A 16,541-nucleotide genomic window follows, 5' to 3' on the forward strand; every position below is an offset into this window, starting at 1 on the left:
TTTTTGTTAAAAATATAGATGGTTACCTCATGACTCAAGCACTTATTACCCTGGTGAAACAAGCTTTTAAAAGCGAATTTGGCTTCGAAGCTAGTCACTTGATACAAGCTCCTGGACGCGTTAATTTAATTGGCGAGCATACTGACTATAACGATGGTTTTGTATTACCAAGCGCGATTAACTACGCCGCCGTTGTTGCCGCCAGTCCTCGTAAAGATAATGTTGTCCGTGTTGTGGCGGTTGATTATGACAATGCCATCGATGAATTTGAAATTAATACAGACATAGAACACGCAGATCATGATTGGGCTAACTATATCCGCGGAGTGGTCAAGCATCTTAAGTTAAGAGGCTATCAGTTCTCAGGCGCAAATATTGCTGTTACAGGCAATGTGCCACAAGGTGCAGGTTTGAGTTCATCTGCAGCGCTTGAAGTCGTTATTGGTCAGACTTTCAAAGCACTATATGACTTATCAATAACCCAGCAAGAAATTGCCTTGAATGGTCAAGAAGCTGAAAATAAGTTTGTCGGTTGTCATTGCGGCATTATGGATCAACTTATCTCTGCTGAAGCGAAGAAAGACCATGCTTTATTAATTGATTGCCGTTCGTTAACAACAACGGCAGTATCCTTACCTGAAAATATGAGCATTCTTATTGTAAATTCAAATAAGAAACGTGGTTTAGTCGACAGTGAATACAATACTCGTCGTGAACAGTGTGAAGCCGCTGCTAAATTTTTTAAAGTACCAGCTCTACGTGATATTGATATTTCAACGTTTAATGATAAACAAGCGGGCCTTGATGCGATAACAGCTAAAAGAGCACGCCATGTTATTACAGAAAACCAACGTACCTTAGATGCTGCCAATGCAATGCATATCGGCGATATCCATACGTTACAACGCTTGATGGCTGAATCTCATGCTTCTATGCGTGATGATTTTGAAATTACTGTGCCTGAAATAGATTATTTGGTGGATATCATCAAACAAGAAATTGGCGAGTTAGGTGGTGTGCGAATGACCGGTGGTGGCTTTGGTGGTTGTGTTGTCTCAATCGTACCTAATGAGTTAATTGATCAAGTTATTGCCGCAGTTGAAGCTAAATATCAACAACAAACAAACTTACAAGCCTCGGTATTTGTATGTAGTGCAGAAGAAGGGGCTAAGCACATCAATGCTGCTTAGTTTTCTAGTCTATTGTAATCGCTTTGTTTCAGATTCAAGTTGGTGTGATTGTGTTAGCTAGCGGTTTGAGTGATTAATTCATTCATATATGACTATTTAATTAGTCAGCTTTAAAGATTTAGGTCGTCCTTTAACTCCTACATTCTTCCTGTGTAGGAGTTTTTTTATTCAATTTTTAATTCCGATCTATATGTATATTATATGAACTCATTTGGTTATTAAGTTTTTCACTTTTTGCTTTTCTAACTGATCAAAAAACGTAAAAGTCTTAGCGACATGTTTATGCCAATAAGCCCATTCATGCCCACCGTCAAATGCCTCAAACTGATAAGTAATCTTAAGATCATCGAATTGCTTGGTTAATAGCTGGTTACTTTTAAACAGTGAATCATCTACTCCGCAATCAAAACGTAATGGTGGAATTTGGTGTTTGTTTACTGCAAACCAATAAGATAAGTCAGATTCATGTGTGAAAGCAGTTTGATATTGGTTGATATCACCATCGATAAATTGCTGTAAATCATCTAAGGAGGTCACTGATGAATGAGCTGATATACCTGAAAACAAACGAGGGTACTTAGCACCTAAACGTAATGCGCCATATCCGCCCATCGATAGGCCGCTAATATAAATATGACTCTGTTCGTTTACATTGCTGATATTGTCTCTGACGGCATTAATGACATCATCGGTTATCCATGCTTCAAAGTTACCTTGTTCCACATGAGGTAAGTAACCAGAACCGTCCCATAAGCCACCATCTGATGGCATGACCAATACAAAGTCACTCAGCCCTTCAGATTTGAGTTGGTCATACACTTTATGTGCGCCGCCAAGCTGCATCCATGCCCAATGAGAACCATAAACACCATGAAGTAAAATAATCATCGGCAAATTTGTTATATCGTCGTTATTATCACAATGATGATAAACGCTTATATCATGACGACCATTAAGGTGGCTTGAGTGCACGGTTAGCATTGTCACGTGTGCCGCAGTATAGTCAGGACTTGAAACTTCAATTCTTTTTATGGCCATCAGACATCCTTGTAAATATTGTTCAGTTAAGGCGTTAGATAAATCATTTAATCTTTAAAAACCACTACACCCTTAATCATTAAAAACCACTACACCTTTAGCAATACGTCCATTAAGTAAATCATCAAAACCATCCTTAATGTTTTCTATCGAATAGGTTTTAGTGACTAATTCTTCTAATTTCATCTGCCCACTGTCATACAAGCTGATTATTTTGGCGAAATCACGTTCAGGGTTACACATACCATATAATGGATTGATATAGATTTTGTCCCATTCAAATAACTCACAATCGAAGTCTATTCGTTGTTCGATACCACTTACTTGAATAGCGGTTCCTGCATTGCGTATTAATTTTAGTGGGGCAGAACCAAGTGCTGGGATCGCGGTGCATTCAAAAGCATAGTCGGCGCCAAGATTATTATTAATGATTAAAACATCGGTCATTACTTGGTCGAAGTCACTATCTTGTGGGGTAGACAAGACTTTATGTGTCGCGCCAAATTCACAAGCTTGCTCTAAGCGACCCTGGTTAATATCAATAGCGATGATTTTGCTTGCACCTGATTGCTTTGCTGCTTGAATAACATTAAGTCCAACTCCGCCGCAGCCAATTACGCAAACAGTGCTACCTACATCAACCTTTGCTGCGTTTACCACCGATCCCCATCCTGTCATGACTCCGCAGCCGACGATAGAAGCGGCCTCGAAAGAGATGTCACTGTCTATTTTAACCACAGCCTTACTCTTTACCACGGTATATTCACTCATGGCACCTAAATGAAAAGAACGTTCAATAGGCTTATGATTATGCATGCTACTTTCAATATGTGCATGACCTGCTAAATCACATCCGCACACAGGTGAGTTGTTATCGCATATATGAAGGTTACCCTGATTACATTGATAACACTCACCACAGGGTATCGCCCAGTTTAATATCACTTTGTCACCAATAGAGAGATGACTTATATCGCTTCCTACAGCATCAACGATCCCCGCAGCTTCATGACCCACAATAAATGTTTTATTCCAGTTCTGGATAGAGTCCCAATCTGTATGGCATAACCCTGCAGCCTTTATTTTCACTCTGACTTCATCAGCTTTTGGTAGTCCAACCATGATTGTTTCAACAGAGTAGTCACCACGGCCATTTGATATTAATGCTTTTGCTTGTTTCATAAGGTTTTCAACAATTAGTTTTGGATATAAATTTGCTGATATTGAATCACTTTCTTAACACACTAACTGTTACGAGTAAGTTAGTAAGTGTCATATATTTGCTTTTTATGAATGAACTAATCGCTTTGTGATGATATTAACAATGATTGGCTATACCGGTTTTAAATCAGCATCTAAAATTCATAAAAACACCTTATTTTAGTGGCTTAATTAATATTGAGTTAGAACAAGCTATTGACGATGCGATTTAAATTGTCAACAATGTTCCAGTTTGGTTTATTAAAAATATTATATTTATGCACCATGCTCTACGTTCCATTCAATCTTTATTTTGAATATTCATTGATAATAATGCTGGTCATGAATGATTTTAACTACATGTTCATAACTGCACATTCATAACTGCACGCTCATAAAAGGACTTAGCTGAACTATGCGTCGCTCGACTCTTTCAACCAATGTTTATTGTGAGCCCATTGCTATTCAAGCTGGATATCAGTTCGAAGTTCATCAAGTGAGTTATCAGGCAGAAGATACCTATTCTTGTTTTACTCATTTTCATCAAGTTCATGAATTCATCATTTTTGAAGATGTAGAAGGAACGTATTTTCACTCTCAAGGCCAAGCTGCTATTCAACCGCATGACGTTGTATTTACACCCGCGTTAGAAACCCATGATTATGAGTTAACAGATCACGCAAAATCTTGGCATATCATTCAATTTTTACCGCAATTTTTAATCGACAACGAACTTCATCATGAAGAAGCCATGTTACGGCATGGATTACATTTACGATTGAAAGCTAAAGAGTGGCAAGAGATTAAGCTTCAAGTGAGCTGGTTATTAGAAAGTTATGCAGAAGACCCACATAGTATTAAAAGTGCAACGCTACTGAAGTTAATTATCATTTGGTTAGTTGCACACGGAGAGCCCGTATCACATGATGCTAAAAAATCGCTAATTATCAGTCAGAATTATCAGAGGTTAACGCCTATTTTAATTCTGTTCAGACAACAAGAATTAGTAGACTTAACTTTGGTAGAAGCCGCAGCGCTATGCCATATTTCCACTTCATATTTTTCACGGATGTTTAAACGAACTTTTAAATGTAATTACTCTCAATACCTTGTACAACACAAACTCTATAGCGGGGCCCGCATACTAGGGCAAACCAATAGAAGTGTCACTGAGATTAGTTACGATTTGAACTTTTCAAATCCTTCTCATTTTATCGCATTATTCAAAAAGCATTTTGGCATAACACCTAAACAATATAGAAGCCAAATGCAGCGCACTAAATTAACGGGGATATAAAGTCTATTACACCCCATGCGCGAAAGATCGAATTTGTACACTCTTGACATTAAGCGTTTGTTTTTAACGTGGTTAATTCTTTATTGTTCATTATTTTAAAACTAAATTAAGGGTCAGCTTCTCCAGTTAACCACACATGTGAAGATTCATAACGTCCAAAATACTGCTACACGTATCACTTACTTTTTATCTTAATTCAGTATAACTCTCTATTAAATGGTTCAAACCGACAGCGTTTGAATCACTTCTTAGCGGGTTATTAAAACTGCTTGTTGGCAAGGGTAGGTAACCGCTGTCAATTCTGATGTTATTAATTCATCGAAAAGATGAATCAGTTCCCGAAATTCTCATAACATTCACTTTACATAACAAACCTCCCAGTGTAGATTGTTAACAATAAACTGTTTTTAGTATTTGTAATGGGTGATTTAATGATAAAACAGACCAATAAGATTGAGTCGATAAAGGTTGAGTATTACCAAGTACCGCTAGCAGAAGTTTTGTCTGATGCAAAACATGGCGATCACACTCATTTTGAATTGATCTTAACCCGTATTAAAACGGCTGATGGTGTTGAAGGTGTTGGCTACACTTATACTGGTGGTAAAGGGGGCAGAGCCATTTATTCATTGCTTAACGATGAAATGAAACCCCTATTACTAGGTAAAGACGCAGCAGATATCATGGCGATTTGGGATGAAATGCAATGGCATTTTCACTATGTCGGCCGTGGTGGTTTATTGAGTTTCGCTATTTCAGCTGTTGATATCGCATTATGGGATATCAAATGCAAAAATTTAGACTTACCACTTTGGAAAGTTGCTGGTGGTCATAGTAATACTGTTAATTGTTATGCTGGTGGTATCGATTTAAATTTTGACCAACCTAAACTGCTTAATAACATCCAAGGTTATTTAGATCGCGGCTTTGAAGCAGTAAAAATCAAGGTAGGTAAAGCCAACTACAAAGAAGACGTAAAGCGCGTTGAAGCTGTTAGAGAGCTGATAGGTCAAGATCGTATTTTCATGGTTGATGCCAATTACTCAATGACGAAAGAGCAAGCAATCAGATTCTCGAATGCTATTACTCATTGCGACATTAAATGGTTTGAAGAGCCGACCATTCCAGATGATTATCAAGGTTATGCCGACATTACCGATGCGACTAGCATCCCACTTGCAATGGGCGAGAACTTACATACTATTCATGAGTTTACCTATGCAATTCAACAATCCAAATTAGGTTTTTTACAACCAGATGCTTCAAACATTGGCGGCATTACCGGATTTTTGATGGTGGCGCAGTTAGCTTATGCCAATAATTTACCTGTTTGCAGTCATGGTATGCATGAGTTGCACGTGAGTTTGTTAGCGTCTCAACCCCATTCTGGATATTTAGAAGTCCATTCATTCCCCATCGATGAATACACCACCACACCGCTAAGAATCGTTAACGGCAAAGCTGTTGCGCCGAATATTGCTGGTACCGGTGTTGTCTTTGACGATGCGTTATTAACACCCCATTTAAAAATGAGTTCATAAGGTAAATTATATGCAAGCTGCTCAATATATCGGTAACAAGTCATTTAAAATTATTGAGGCTTCACCAGTTGCTCCTGCAGACGATGAAGTTCGATTGAACGTAGGTTACGTGGGTATTTGTGGTACTGATATGCACATTTATCACGGCGTAATGGATCAACGTGTTAATCCGCCACATACCATTGGTCATGAAATTTCTGGCACCATCGCCGAGCTAGGCAAAAATGTCAGCGGCTACAGTGTTGGTGAACGTGTTGTTGTACGTCCTTTAGATTGGTGTGGCGATTGTCCTGCCTGTGATGCAGGCCATACGCATGTATGTCAGAATCTTAAGTTTATGGGGATTGATACTCCAGGCGCTTTTCAAAATTCATGGACGGTTAAATCGCGTACTTTGCACAAACTGCCAGCTAACGTCAGTTTGAAGCAAGGCGCGTTAATTGAACCATTGTCAGTGGCTTGTCATGATATTTCACGTTCACGTCTTAAAGCCGGTGAAAAAGCGGTTGTTATTGGTGGCGGCCCTATTGGTCAACTTGTAGCGTTAGTGGCTAAATCCGTCGGGGCTGAAGTGATCATTTCAGAGCCTAATGAAAGTCGCCGCAGCTTTTCAAATAAATTTGATATCCCAACAGTTAACCCAATCGAGCAAGACTTAGCACAATACGTACAAGATTGGACAAATGGAAAGGGCGCAGATGTGGTATTTGAGGTTTCTGGTGTACAACCTGCTGTCGATTCAATGGTTCAAGTAGCGGCTGTTAGAGGCCGTATTTGCATGGTGGCGATTCATGCTCAAAAACCACAAGTTGATTTGTTCCAATTCTTCTGGAAAGAACTTGAGCTGCTAGGCGCACGAGTATACGAACATGCTGATTTTGATATGGCGATTGAACTTGTTGCTGCTGGTAAGATCGATTTAGAACCTTTCATTACATCTATCAGCGACTTAGAGAATATTAGTAATGCTTTTGCTAGTATGGATAATAATCCAATTGGTATGAAAGCACTGGTTTCATGCGAAGAAAAACTAAACGGTTAATAAGGTAACAAAATGCTTAATAAATTTGATTTAACAGGTAAAGTTGCCTTAGTAACGGGCTGTAGTCGCGGTATTGGTAAAGCAATGGCAGAAGCGCTCGCTGAAGCTGGCGCTGATATCATTGGCGTATCAGCAAGTCTTGCAGCATCGGGTTCTGATGTGGAAAAGAATGTTCAAGCGGCAGGAAAAAAATTCTATCCATATCAATGTGACTTTTCAGACAGACAAAGCCTTTATCACTTTATTGAAACAGTAAAAGCTCAGCATAAAAATATCGATATTCTAGTGAATAATGCGGGTTCTATATTACGTGAGCCAGCAACTGAGCACCGCGATGAATATTGGGATAAAATCATTGAGATAAATCTAAATTCTCAATTTATTTTAAGCCGTGAAATTGGTAAAGAGATGGTTGCACGTGGTGAAGGAAAAATTATTTTCACTGCTTCATTGTTAACATTTCAAGGTGGCATTACTGTTCCTGGCTATGCAGCAAGTAAAGGGGCTATTGGTCAGCTAACAAAAGCACTTGCAAACGAATGGGCTGGTAAAGGCGTTAATGTTAATGCTATTGCACCAGGTTACATTGCCACTGATAATACTGAAGCACTGCGTGATGACCCTGTGCGTTCTAAATCTATTTTAGAGCGGATCCCACAAGGGCGATGGGGAACACCTGATGATTTTAAAGGACCGACAGTATTTTTAGCTTCCGCAGCTTCTGATTATATGAATGGCGGTATTTTGTTGGTTGATGGCGGTTGGATGGGAAGATAAAGTCATGGAAATTAGAAATAACGTAAATTTTATTAATGGTGAGTACGTACCGTCAAAATCTGATGGCACTATTTCAGTATTTTCACCGAGTACTGGAGAGTTAGTCGGTGTAATTCCAAAAGGGTGTGTTGATGATGCACAAGATGCATTAGAAATTGCTCAGCAGGCTCAAAAGCTTTGGGCGAAAAAGACCCCTAGAGCACGTGCCGTTATCTTACGTAAATTTGCTGATGGTATTCGAGTTAGCGCCGAATCGTTAGCAGAGCTCTTAGTAAAAGAGCAAGGTAAATTGATTGATGTTGCCCGCATGGAAGTGAATGCCACTGCTACATTTGTTGAATATGCTTGTGATAATGCGTTGACCTTACAAGGTGATATTTTACCTTCTGATAATGAAAACGAAAAGATTTACATTCATAAAGTGCCGAAAGGTGTAGTGGTTGCGATTACAGCGTGGAATTTCCCGTTAGCTTTAGCTGGTAGAAAAATTGGCCCAGCATTGATCACGGGTAACAGTATTGTTGTTAAACCGACCCAAGAAACGCCCCTTGCAACAATGGAGTTAGGTCGTATTGCTAATGAAGCGGGTATACCACCAGGTGTACTGAACATCATTAATGGTAGTGGCTCTATTGTCGGCCAACATTTATGTGAAAGCCCTATTACAGAGCTGATAACCATGACGGGTAGTACCCGTGCTGGCCAAATTATCTATCAGGCCAGTAGCAAGCATTTAACGCCAGTGATGCTAGAACTTGGTGGTAAAGCGCCGTTTATTGTGATGGAAGATGCTGATTTAGATAAAGCTGTGGACGATGCCGTAGTTGCACGTTTTGCTAATTGTGGTCAGGTTTGTACTTGCGCAGAACGTCTATATGTTCACGCCGATGTTTATGATGCCTTTATTGCTAAATTCATCCCTAAAGTGCAAGCACTTAAAGTGGGTAACCCAATGGACCCAAGTTCTGATATGGGGCCAAAAGTTAACCAAAGTGAGATTAATAATATTCACAGCTTGGTTGAAGAAAGCATTAAACAAGGCGCGAAACTTGCCACAGGTGGGAAAGTTGCTGAGGTTGCAGGTTTTGAAGGCGGAAACTGGTATGAGCCAACAGTGCTGGTAGATGTAGAGCAGAATAATATTTTGGTTCATGAAGAAACTTTTGGCCCAGTATTACCTATCATTAAAATTCACAGCATTGATGATGCTATCACTTATACCAACGATAGTGAGTATGGTTTATCTGCTTACCTTTACACCAAAAGTTTAGATTACATTCACCGCTCTATTGCAGAAATGGAAGTGGGTGAAGTGTATGTTAATCGTGGGTTAGGGGAGCAACATCAAGGTTTCCATAATGGTTGGAAAATGAGTGGTGTTGGTGGTGAAGACGGTAAGTATGGTTTAGAGCAGTATGTTGAAAAGAAAACCGTATACTTTAATGAAGCGTAAGAGTAAACGTTAGATTAGTCAGTCTCTAATTGATATAACCTCTGATTAATTTCAGTATCGGTAAGCCAATTGAATACATTCAATTGGCTTTTTTATTGACTCGTTTATACATTGCGACAGTGTTTATTTGTTAATTATTCAAGCTGACTTTTGTCGTTCAGCTAATACAATTTGCTGCCAGATATTTTCAGATTCTGATGTTAACTCAGCATAACCTTTAATATCCCCTTTTCTTTGGGCATGCATTGCTTGTTCAAGTTTACTATCGTACTGCACACGCAATTGTTTGACGGGATTTCGTTTAAACAAACCAAACATAACTTAGTCCTTATATTTCGGGAAACGACAATACAGAATGAGTATCATGTTGTATTGTCACTTATATAAGGGTTATACGGTTGAACGCTGAAATAGTTTACAAAAGCAAAATAAAAGTTTGATTACAATCGTATGTATAGCCTCTGTGGTTGAATTATCGTCATTATCAATCTAGGTTACTGAATACTTAAGGGTTGGCTAATTAAGGCTGTTCAGTACCATGCACACATCACAACCACAATTCATCGAGCCTCTACATTTGTTTAGAGGTCTTGCCATCATCGCTATTGTTGGCGCGCATGCGTGGTCATTTATGATCTTTTGGACAGGGCAGTTAGATAGTACTGCTTTAGAAACCTTGTTTGCAGTTACTGAATCCCTGTTTCATGGCTCAACATTGTATTTTGCATTGATATCAGGATTGTTATTTAGTTTAGTATTATCAGATCGATCCTATTTAAGCTTCTATAAAAATAAGTTATTAAATGTAGTATTACCATACTCGGTTATCTCACTGTTTTATTACTCTCTATATGGCGGTTGGGAAGGTGATTCAGGTGGTTTTACGGGTTTTGCAATGGCACTTCTCTATGGTCAAGCTAACATTCACTTATGGTACATACCGGTGCTATTAAGCTTATATGTATTAACACCATTTTTATGGCATCTGATTAACAACAATAAACGCGTTATTGTTAGCGTGTTAATCATGCTAGCGCCGTTAGTCATCTCCAGGAGTCCTTTTCCAGATTTTTTAAAACCACAAACCTTTGTTTATTTTATTGGTGCGTACACGGTCGGTTTATTCGTAGGGCGTTATTATCAGCAAGTATTGGCATGGTTTAAGCGCTACCAAATTGCTGTCTTCAGTGGCGTTGTGATTAGCAGTATATTTATTTGTTTAAGTTATTTTACCGATTTTCCTGAGTTTGGCTGGTTCTCGATGAGGCAGTCATTAATCTATATTCAAAAATTGTTATTCGCAGGTTTAGTTATTCAGTGGTTAGATTGCGTTTGTAATGTTAAATACCAGTCTAGGTTTCGAGATACTAAGGAACGTAAATCTGATACGCTGCGTAATTACGTATTCAGGTTTTTATCGCGCTTAGGGGGCATGGCTTTTTCAGTGTACTTCATTCATGTCTATTGCATGGGATGGATAATATACGCAGCGCAAACATGGATATTAGCGACAAGATCTGTTGTTGAAATCGGTTTGCTAGGCTTGGCTAGTTTAATTGGGTCAATTCTAATGAGCATGTTACTTACCTGGATCATACAAAAGATCACAGGTAAGTATTCTCGGAAATTAATCGGCGCTTAAGGTTTTTGTCCAAAACTCACTTTTGAATTAGCCTGTAGTTGGTGCTGAACTTGCTCAGTACCATCACGCCAACGCACGAGCACTTTATCTACTTGTGTATTTTTACCTAAACCAAAGTGAACAATATTATTAAGGCTTTGCGAGTGGCTGGCACTGCTAGAACCAATCCATTGATATTGTTGTTTTTGTGCGGTTGTTATGGTGACTTCAGCAGCCATAGGGTCGATACCGTTTGCCGAGTAACCAACTTGAACGGTGAGATGATTAGCGTTTTGCTGCAGATTTGCCATCGTCGGTAGGGTATTTTGAAATAAATACCAGTTGCCATTATCATCGTCTCCACTGAGTATGTCGACAAAGCCATCTTGATTACTATCAAAAGCGCTGCCCATATCCCCGTGTGCCTGAGTCTCTATATTATCAACACTCAATACTGTGGCATTGTGAGTTTCATCAGCGTTAAATTCATTTTCACCCGTATTAAGAAGCATCACATCATTAATACGTTGATTTAACCCGCCAAATCGATAAACAAAAAAATCATTATGGCTGTCGTTATTAAAATCGGCACTAATAACGCCCCAGTTATTACTTTGACTCTGTGAGGGAAGTTGATCGCTGATGTCGACAAGTTGATTATTATCATTTCTTAATAAAATATCAGCGACATTTAGGTTTTGCGGTACCCAGTCAGGGGTGACCGCATTAACACCTATGACAGAAGCTCTAATATCCCACGCAAAATTGTCTTCTAATAACCACTCTAAGCGCCATTTCCCCTGTGAGTTTGTGTCTTCTGTGTCAGTAATATAACCTAAATACCACCCACTTTTGTCTATCACATCGGGAAACCCAATGGCTTGGCTGGGGCTAACAATTAATTCAGTTGTCGGTGTTTCTTTGGCGATTTTATTTTTCCCCAAAAATAACGGCAACGTTCTTTTTTTAGCACCTCGAGGAAAGTGATAAAAATCAGTTAGGGTTATATCTCCAATGGCATTAAAGCTAATACCATCGTGGCTCTTATTGCCTTCATCACGTATATCTAGCCGCTGCTTTGTCGTATCAAAATCAACAGCGTTATTTGCTATTTGATAGTGTGCTTTACCTCTAGCTAAGTAAAAATCCATATCACCATCGTTATCGATATCAGTTTGAGCCATTGCCATGACATTTCTAATATCGTTTATCGGTGAAAGGTTTGTTGATTCAGAACTTAAATAGGTTGTAGATACATCAGTAAATTGAAAATCGGTGTTACCTAACCAAACACTCAATGGAGAGTAAGGTGAAAACGCCAATAGATCGGCAATGTTATCGCCATTAATATCACTGACTAATACACGTTCAGCATCTAAATGTTCAAAAGCGGGACTGGTTCGATAAGTAAAGGTGCCATCGCCTAAATTTTCAAAAATGATATTTCTTGGAATAGTCTCTCCCATCATTTGCTCGGCATTAATTTGCAAAAAGTCTAAATCACCGTCTAAATCTATATCTATCCATCTTACTGTACGGCCTCGAGCGCCCATATCAGCAAGTCCTGCTTGTGAGGTGACGTCGACAAACTTGCCATTATCATTACGTAATAACCGTTGTGGTTGTGGTGATGTGCCGTTCCCCCCCCCAAGTGCTATCAACAAATCGCTATCTCCATCGAGATCGTAATCACCAAATGCTAAACCATGGGCATCAGCTCTAGGGAAGGGCGCAGCTTGCTGTTGATATGTTTGCTTATCAGAATTTGCAGTAAAGAGTTGGATAGGTGTCGAGTCGTGATTAGTTAAAGCAAAATCATAAAGTCCATCATTATTAATATCAGCGACACTTGGACCACCATATTTCCATGCGGGTACAGAGGTTAACTTAGCTTGCTTCGTTACGTTTGAAAATTGGGGGACGATTAACTTAGTAGGTGTATCGGCATTGCTAACTGAGTAGCAACCTGCGAGTAATAAAGCAATGGTACTTAACCCAACACATAAATGGGGCTTAATGGCCCGATTATTGGAGTGCGTAGTGGTCTGTTTTGTAGCGAGCATTGTCCGTCCTTAGTATGAGTAAAATGGGGAGTACTGAACCTTATTGTTAACAAAGTGCTAATTCATTAGTCTAAGCGTTTTTATTATTAAGTATTAAATGCAGCTTTAATTTATGGTTGAAGTAAGCTGTTTTAGTTATGAAAAACTAGCTCATTCACATATAGAATCAGAAAAAGTTAAAGTTTAATAAATCAATTATTACATTGGCTTACTAACTTAATATCGGTTAGAGCACTTAACGTGGTAAAGATTAAAAAGACTCATTAACACTGAGTAATAGACTCATTATTGCAATCAATTGATAATTGTCAACAATTAACTAACACCAAAAAACAGTTGACACTTTAAGTGTAAAGTAGCTAGATTGTTAACAGGGTCAGACCTCGCTATGCCGTTAGCAATCACGTTACTCATAACGTTTCATTGTTCTTGTGAGCACGACACCTTTTAAACCCCATAATAAGAAGGTTTTAAGATGAAACAGTGTAAGTTCAAACTCAACTCATTAACTGCTGCGATGATTATCGCGGCAAGTGCTGGAGTGCATGCTGAAGACCTAGCAGCTGAATCACAAGCACAAGAAACTGAGGTTATTCAGGTACGAGGAATTCGTAGTTCATTAACCAAGTCAGCTTCTACAAAACGTTATTCTGATGGTGTTGTAGATGCTATTAGTGCTGAAGATATTGGTAAGTTACCTGATACCAACTTAGCCGAATCATTACAGCGTATTGCGGGTGTTTCTATCGACCGTGCAAATAATGAAGGTAACAAGGTATCTGTTCGTGGCTTTGGCCCTGAATTTAACTTGGTGACATTAAATGGTCGTCAAATGCCTAATTCATCGGCACTGCAATCTGAAGGGGTGTCGCGTAGTTTCAATTTCCGTGAAATTGCTGCAGAAAGTGTATCCGGAGTTAATGTTTATAAAACGGGTAAAGCTGACATTACGTCTGGTGGTATTGGTGCAACGATTGATATCACAACGGCTCGACCATTTGATTACGATGGTTTTAAAGCATTCGTCAGCGCTAAAGGCATTTACGATACTAGCGTAGAAGAAGGTGATTCAGTCACGCCTGAAATTTCAGGCATGATCAGCCAAACCTTTGCTGATGATAAAGTCGGTTTCTTATTATCAGCCTCACACGCAGAGCGAAATAGTCATACCCATTTAGTGGGTACTGATGGCTGGGTTAGAAACCGTAGCCGTGACAATGTAGATTTATCGGCCATTGATACTGATAGAAACCCAGAGCAAGCAATTTGGACGCCGTGGACAGCTAAAACTGAGCAACTGGATACCGAAAGAACACGTCAAAATGCTCAAGCTGTTTTACAAATCCAGCCAATTGATTCCGTTGTTGCCACACTTGATTACACCATTTCACGCTTTGAACAAACCAGTGTGACTAATCGCTCCGCGTTTTGGTTTGATAATCCGAGTGGATCTGCCAATGCTAACGGCACCTTATGGAATCCTCGGGATCAAGACGATGAGTTAAACTTTTGGGCGTGGGAATATTTTGAAGAAAAAGAAAATGATTCATTAGGATTAAATATTGAGTGGCAAGCCACTGATACCCTGAGTTTTGAAATTGATATTCATGATTCGACTTCAGAGTCTAATCCTGATGGTCAAACCGCTGAAACACTGGGTAACCTAAAGAACCCATCTGGTTCTGTTGGGCTAATTGGTGCTAATTTCATTGGCGATATCCCTGAAATTATTGTTGATGATTCTAATTTACCAGGCGGGGCTTATAACAAAGACAATATCGTTTCTGATTTATATCAAAAACGTGGCTACTCAATGGAAAACAATGTTAAGCAATATCGTTTTTCAGGCACTTGGGAAAATGCATCGTCTGACAGTGCATTAACTAAAATCAATTTCGGTATTATGAATACTGACTACTCCATTGATACACGTCTAAGTGAAGCATTCTCATTTGTTGATGTACCACTTGATGATCTAGAACTTGGCTTTAAGCCTCTTGGCGATACCGCAGATCAATTTCCTGGTGCTGATAAGTTATTTCCATACATCTCACAATACGATGTAAACCAGTTTATCGATATCATTAAGGGTGAGGGTAAGTTTGCCGAGCCTAATATTAAAACCAATGGCGTAAATGAAGAAACCTTAGCAGCGTATTTATCATTTGATTTTGATACTGAGTTTAACGATATGCCAGTTAAAATGAATGTGGGTGTACGTTACGAAGATACTGATGTGACGGCATACTCAGTTCAAAATGGTATTCTGGCCATGAACTACAGACACGGTCAAGAATTGCGTCCTGTCTATGATGATGTCCCAACTGCGGATGAATTAAGCGGAAGCTACACTCGAATATTACCTAACTTTGATTTCAATATGACGGTAACTGATGAGCTAGTAACGCGTTTTTCTTATAGCCGCACATTATCACGCGCTGGCATAAGCGCCATGTTCCCGGCAACCAATGTTAATGCACGTCCGGGTGGACCATTTAACGCATCTCAAGGTAATCCGAATCTTTTACCTATCACGTCAGATAACTTTGATTTGTCCTTAGAGTGGTACTTTGATGATGGTAGCTTTGCTTCTGCGGGTTATTTTAAAAAGTATGTTGAAAACTTCATTGGTGCAGGTACTGAAAATCGCTCAATTAATGACGTTAATGGCAATCCGCTAACAGATCCTAGTGTTAATCCGCGAGCAGGGTGTCCTGATGAATCGGATACACCTAATCCTGACTGTTTAGGTCAAGCAACAGATCCAGTCATTACCTGGGAAGTCGCGACACCTGATAACTTACAAAACCGTGAAGTTGACGGTTGGGAGTTAAATGCGCAGTACATGTTTGGTGAAAGTGGTTTTGGTACGGTAGCAAACTATACCATTGTTAATAGTGATGAATCATTTGACCCATATAATTTTGATCAAACCATCGCGCTTACAGGGTTAAGTGACTCAGGTAACTTAGTGGCTTTCTATGAGAATGACAGTTTCCAAGCTCGTATTGCTTATAACTGGCGTGACGAATTCTTATTAGCTCTAGGTAACGAACCGACTTTTACAGAAGCTTATGGTCAACTTGATATGAGCGTTGCCTACGATATAAACGACACGTTCACAGTGTCATTAGATGGTCTTAATTTAACTGATGAAACAGTACGTCGTTTTGGTCGTTTTGAAGAACAACTACTATCAGCTGAACAATATGGACCACGCTTTACTGTTGGTATAAGTGCTAAGTTCTAGTTGTTAGTACTAATATTGATTAAAAATATTCACAGCTAAACGCTATGGCGACTGGATTACCTAGTCGCC

At 39.2% G+C, this 16,541-nt stretch carries 12 protein-coding genes; 8 read left to right on the forward strand and 4 right to left on the reverse strand.

Features of this window, described 5'->3' with window-relative positions:
- The first annotated feature begins 29 nt into the window (after nt 1-29).
- Nucleotides 30-1,190, forward strand: a complete 1,161-nt coding sequence (gene galK, locus FPK91_RS02670) for a galactokinase (protein WP_144207604.1) — start codon at nt 30-32, stop codon at nt 1,188-1,190.
- Nucleotides 1,191-1,397: 207 nt separating this feature from the next.
- Here galK and FPK91_RS02675 read toward each other — a convergent pair whose 3' ends face one another.
- Both FPK91_RS02675 and FPK91_RS02680 read right to left on the reverse strand, forming a co-directional pair.
- On the reverse strand, nt 1,398-2,228 hold the full coding sequence (locus FPK91_RS02675; RefSeq protein WP_144207607.1) for an alpha/beta hydrolase: 831 nt from the start codon (nt 2,226-2,228) through the stop codon (nt 1,398-1,400).
- A 72-nt stretch (nt 2,229-2,300) separates the two neighbouring features.
- Nucleotides 2,301-3,410, reverse strand: coding sequence for a Zn-dependent alcohol dehydrogenase (locus tag FPK91_RS02680; protein WP_144207610.1), 1,110 nt, complete (start codon nt 3,408-3,410; stop codon nt 2,301-2,303).
- Between the two features lie 433 nt (nt 3,411-3,843).
- Here FPK91_RS02680 and FPK91_RS02685 point away from each other — a divergent pair, with 433 nt between their 5' ends.
- From FPK91_RS02685 to aldA, 5 genes are all read left to right on the forward strand, one after another.
- Nucleotides 3,844-4,725, forward strand: coding sequence for a helix-turn-helix domain-containing protein (locus FPK91_RS02685; RefSeq protein WP_144207613.1), 882 nt, complete (start codon nt 3,844-3,846; stop codon nt 4,723-4,725).
- A 431-nt stretch (nt 4,726-5,156) separates the two neighbouring features.
- Entirely contained in the window at nt 5,157-6,266 is a 1,110-nt protein-coding gene (locus FPK91_RS02690; protein WP_193559178.1) for a mandelate racemase/muconate lactonizing enzyme family protein, read from the forward strand.
- Nucleotides 6,267-6,276: 10 nt separating this feature from the next.
- A complete protein-coding gene (locus FPK91_RS02695; RefSeq protein WP_144207619.1) occupies nt 6,277-7,308 on the forward strand; it encodes a zinc-dependent alcohol dehydrogenase in 1,032 nt (343 codons plus the stop codon).
- Between the two features lie 12 nt (nt 7,309-7,320).
- Complete coding sequence (locus tag FPK91_RS02700; RefSeq protein ID WP_144207621.1) at nt 7,321-8,085, forward strand: SDR family NAD(P)-dependent oxidoreductase; 765 nt, start codon at nt 7,321-7,323, stop codon at nt 8,083-8,085.
- A gap of 4 nt (nt 8,086-8,089) precedes the next feature.
- On the forward strand, nt 8,090-9,538 hold the full coding sequence (aldA, locus tag FPK91_RS02705; RefSeq protein ID WP_144207623.1) for an aldehyde dehydrogenase: 1,449 nt from the start codon (nt 8,090-8,092) through the stop codon (nt 9,536-9,538).
- A 138-nt stretch (nt 9,539-9,676) separates the two neighbouring features.
- Here aldA and FPK91_RS02710 read toward each other — a convergent pair whose 3' ends face one another.
- Nucleotides 9,677-9,856, reverse strand: coding sequence for a DUF6435 family protein (locus tag FPK91_RS02710; RefSeq protein ID WP_144207626.1), 180 nt, complete (start codon nt 9,854-9,856; stop codon nt 9,677-9,679).
- A 220-nt stretch (nt 9,857-10,076) separates the two neighbouring features.
- Between FPK91_RS02710 and FPK91_RS02715 the strand changes: the two genes are divergently transcribed.
- Nucleotides 10,077-11,180, forward strand: coding sequence for an acyltransferase family protein (locus tag FPK91_RS02715; protein WP_144207631.1), 1,104 nt, complete (start codon nt 10,077-10,079; stop codon nt 11,178-11,180).
- On the opposite strand, the gene FPK91_RS02720 is transcribed toward FPK91_RS02715, so the two are convergent.
- Complete coding sequence (locus tag FPK91_RS02720) at nt 11,177-13,222, reverse strand: CRTAC1 family protein (protein WP_144207634.1); 2,046 nt, start codon at nt 13,220-13,222, stop codon at nt 11,177-11,179. The two genes, FPK91_RS02715 and FPK91_RS02720, sit on opposite strands and share 4 nt — an antisense overlap.
- 475 nt (nt 13,223-13,697) lie before the next feature.
- Between FPK91_RS02720 and FPK91_RS02725 the strand changes: the two genes are divergently transcribed.
- Nucleotides 13,698-16,472 carry a TonB-dependent receptor gene (locus FPK91_RS02725; RefSeq protein WP_144207636.1) on the forward strand — a complete coding sequence of 925 codons (2,775 nt, stop codon included), beginning with the start codon at nt 13,698-13,700 and terminating at the stop codon, nt 16,470-16,472.
- The last annotated feature ends 69 nt before the right edge of the window (nt 16,473-16,541 follow it).

The organism is Shewanella donghaensis (assembly GCF_007567505.1).
In the GTDB taxonomy this organism is placed as follows: Bacteria; Pseudomonadota; Gammaproteobacteria; order Enterobacterales; family Shewanellaceae; genus Shewanella; species Shewanella donghaensis.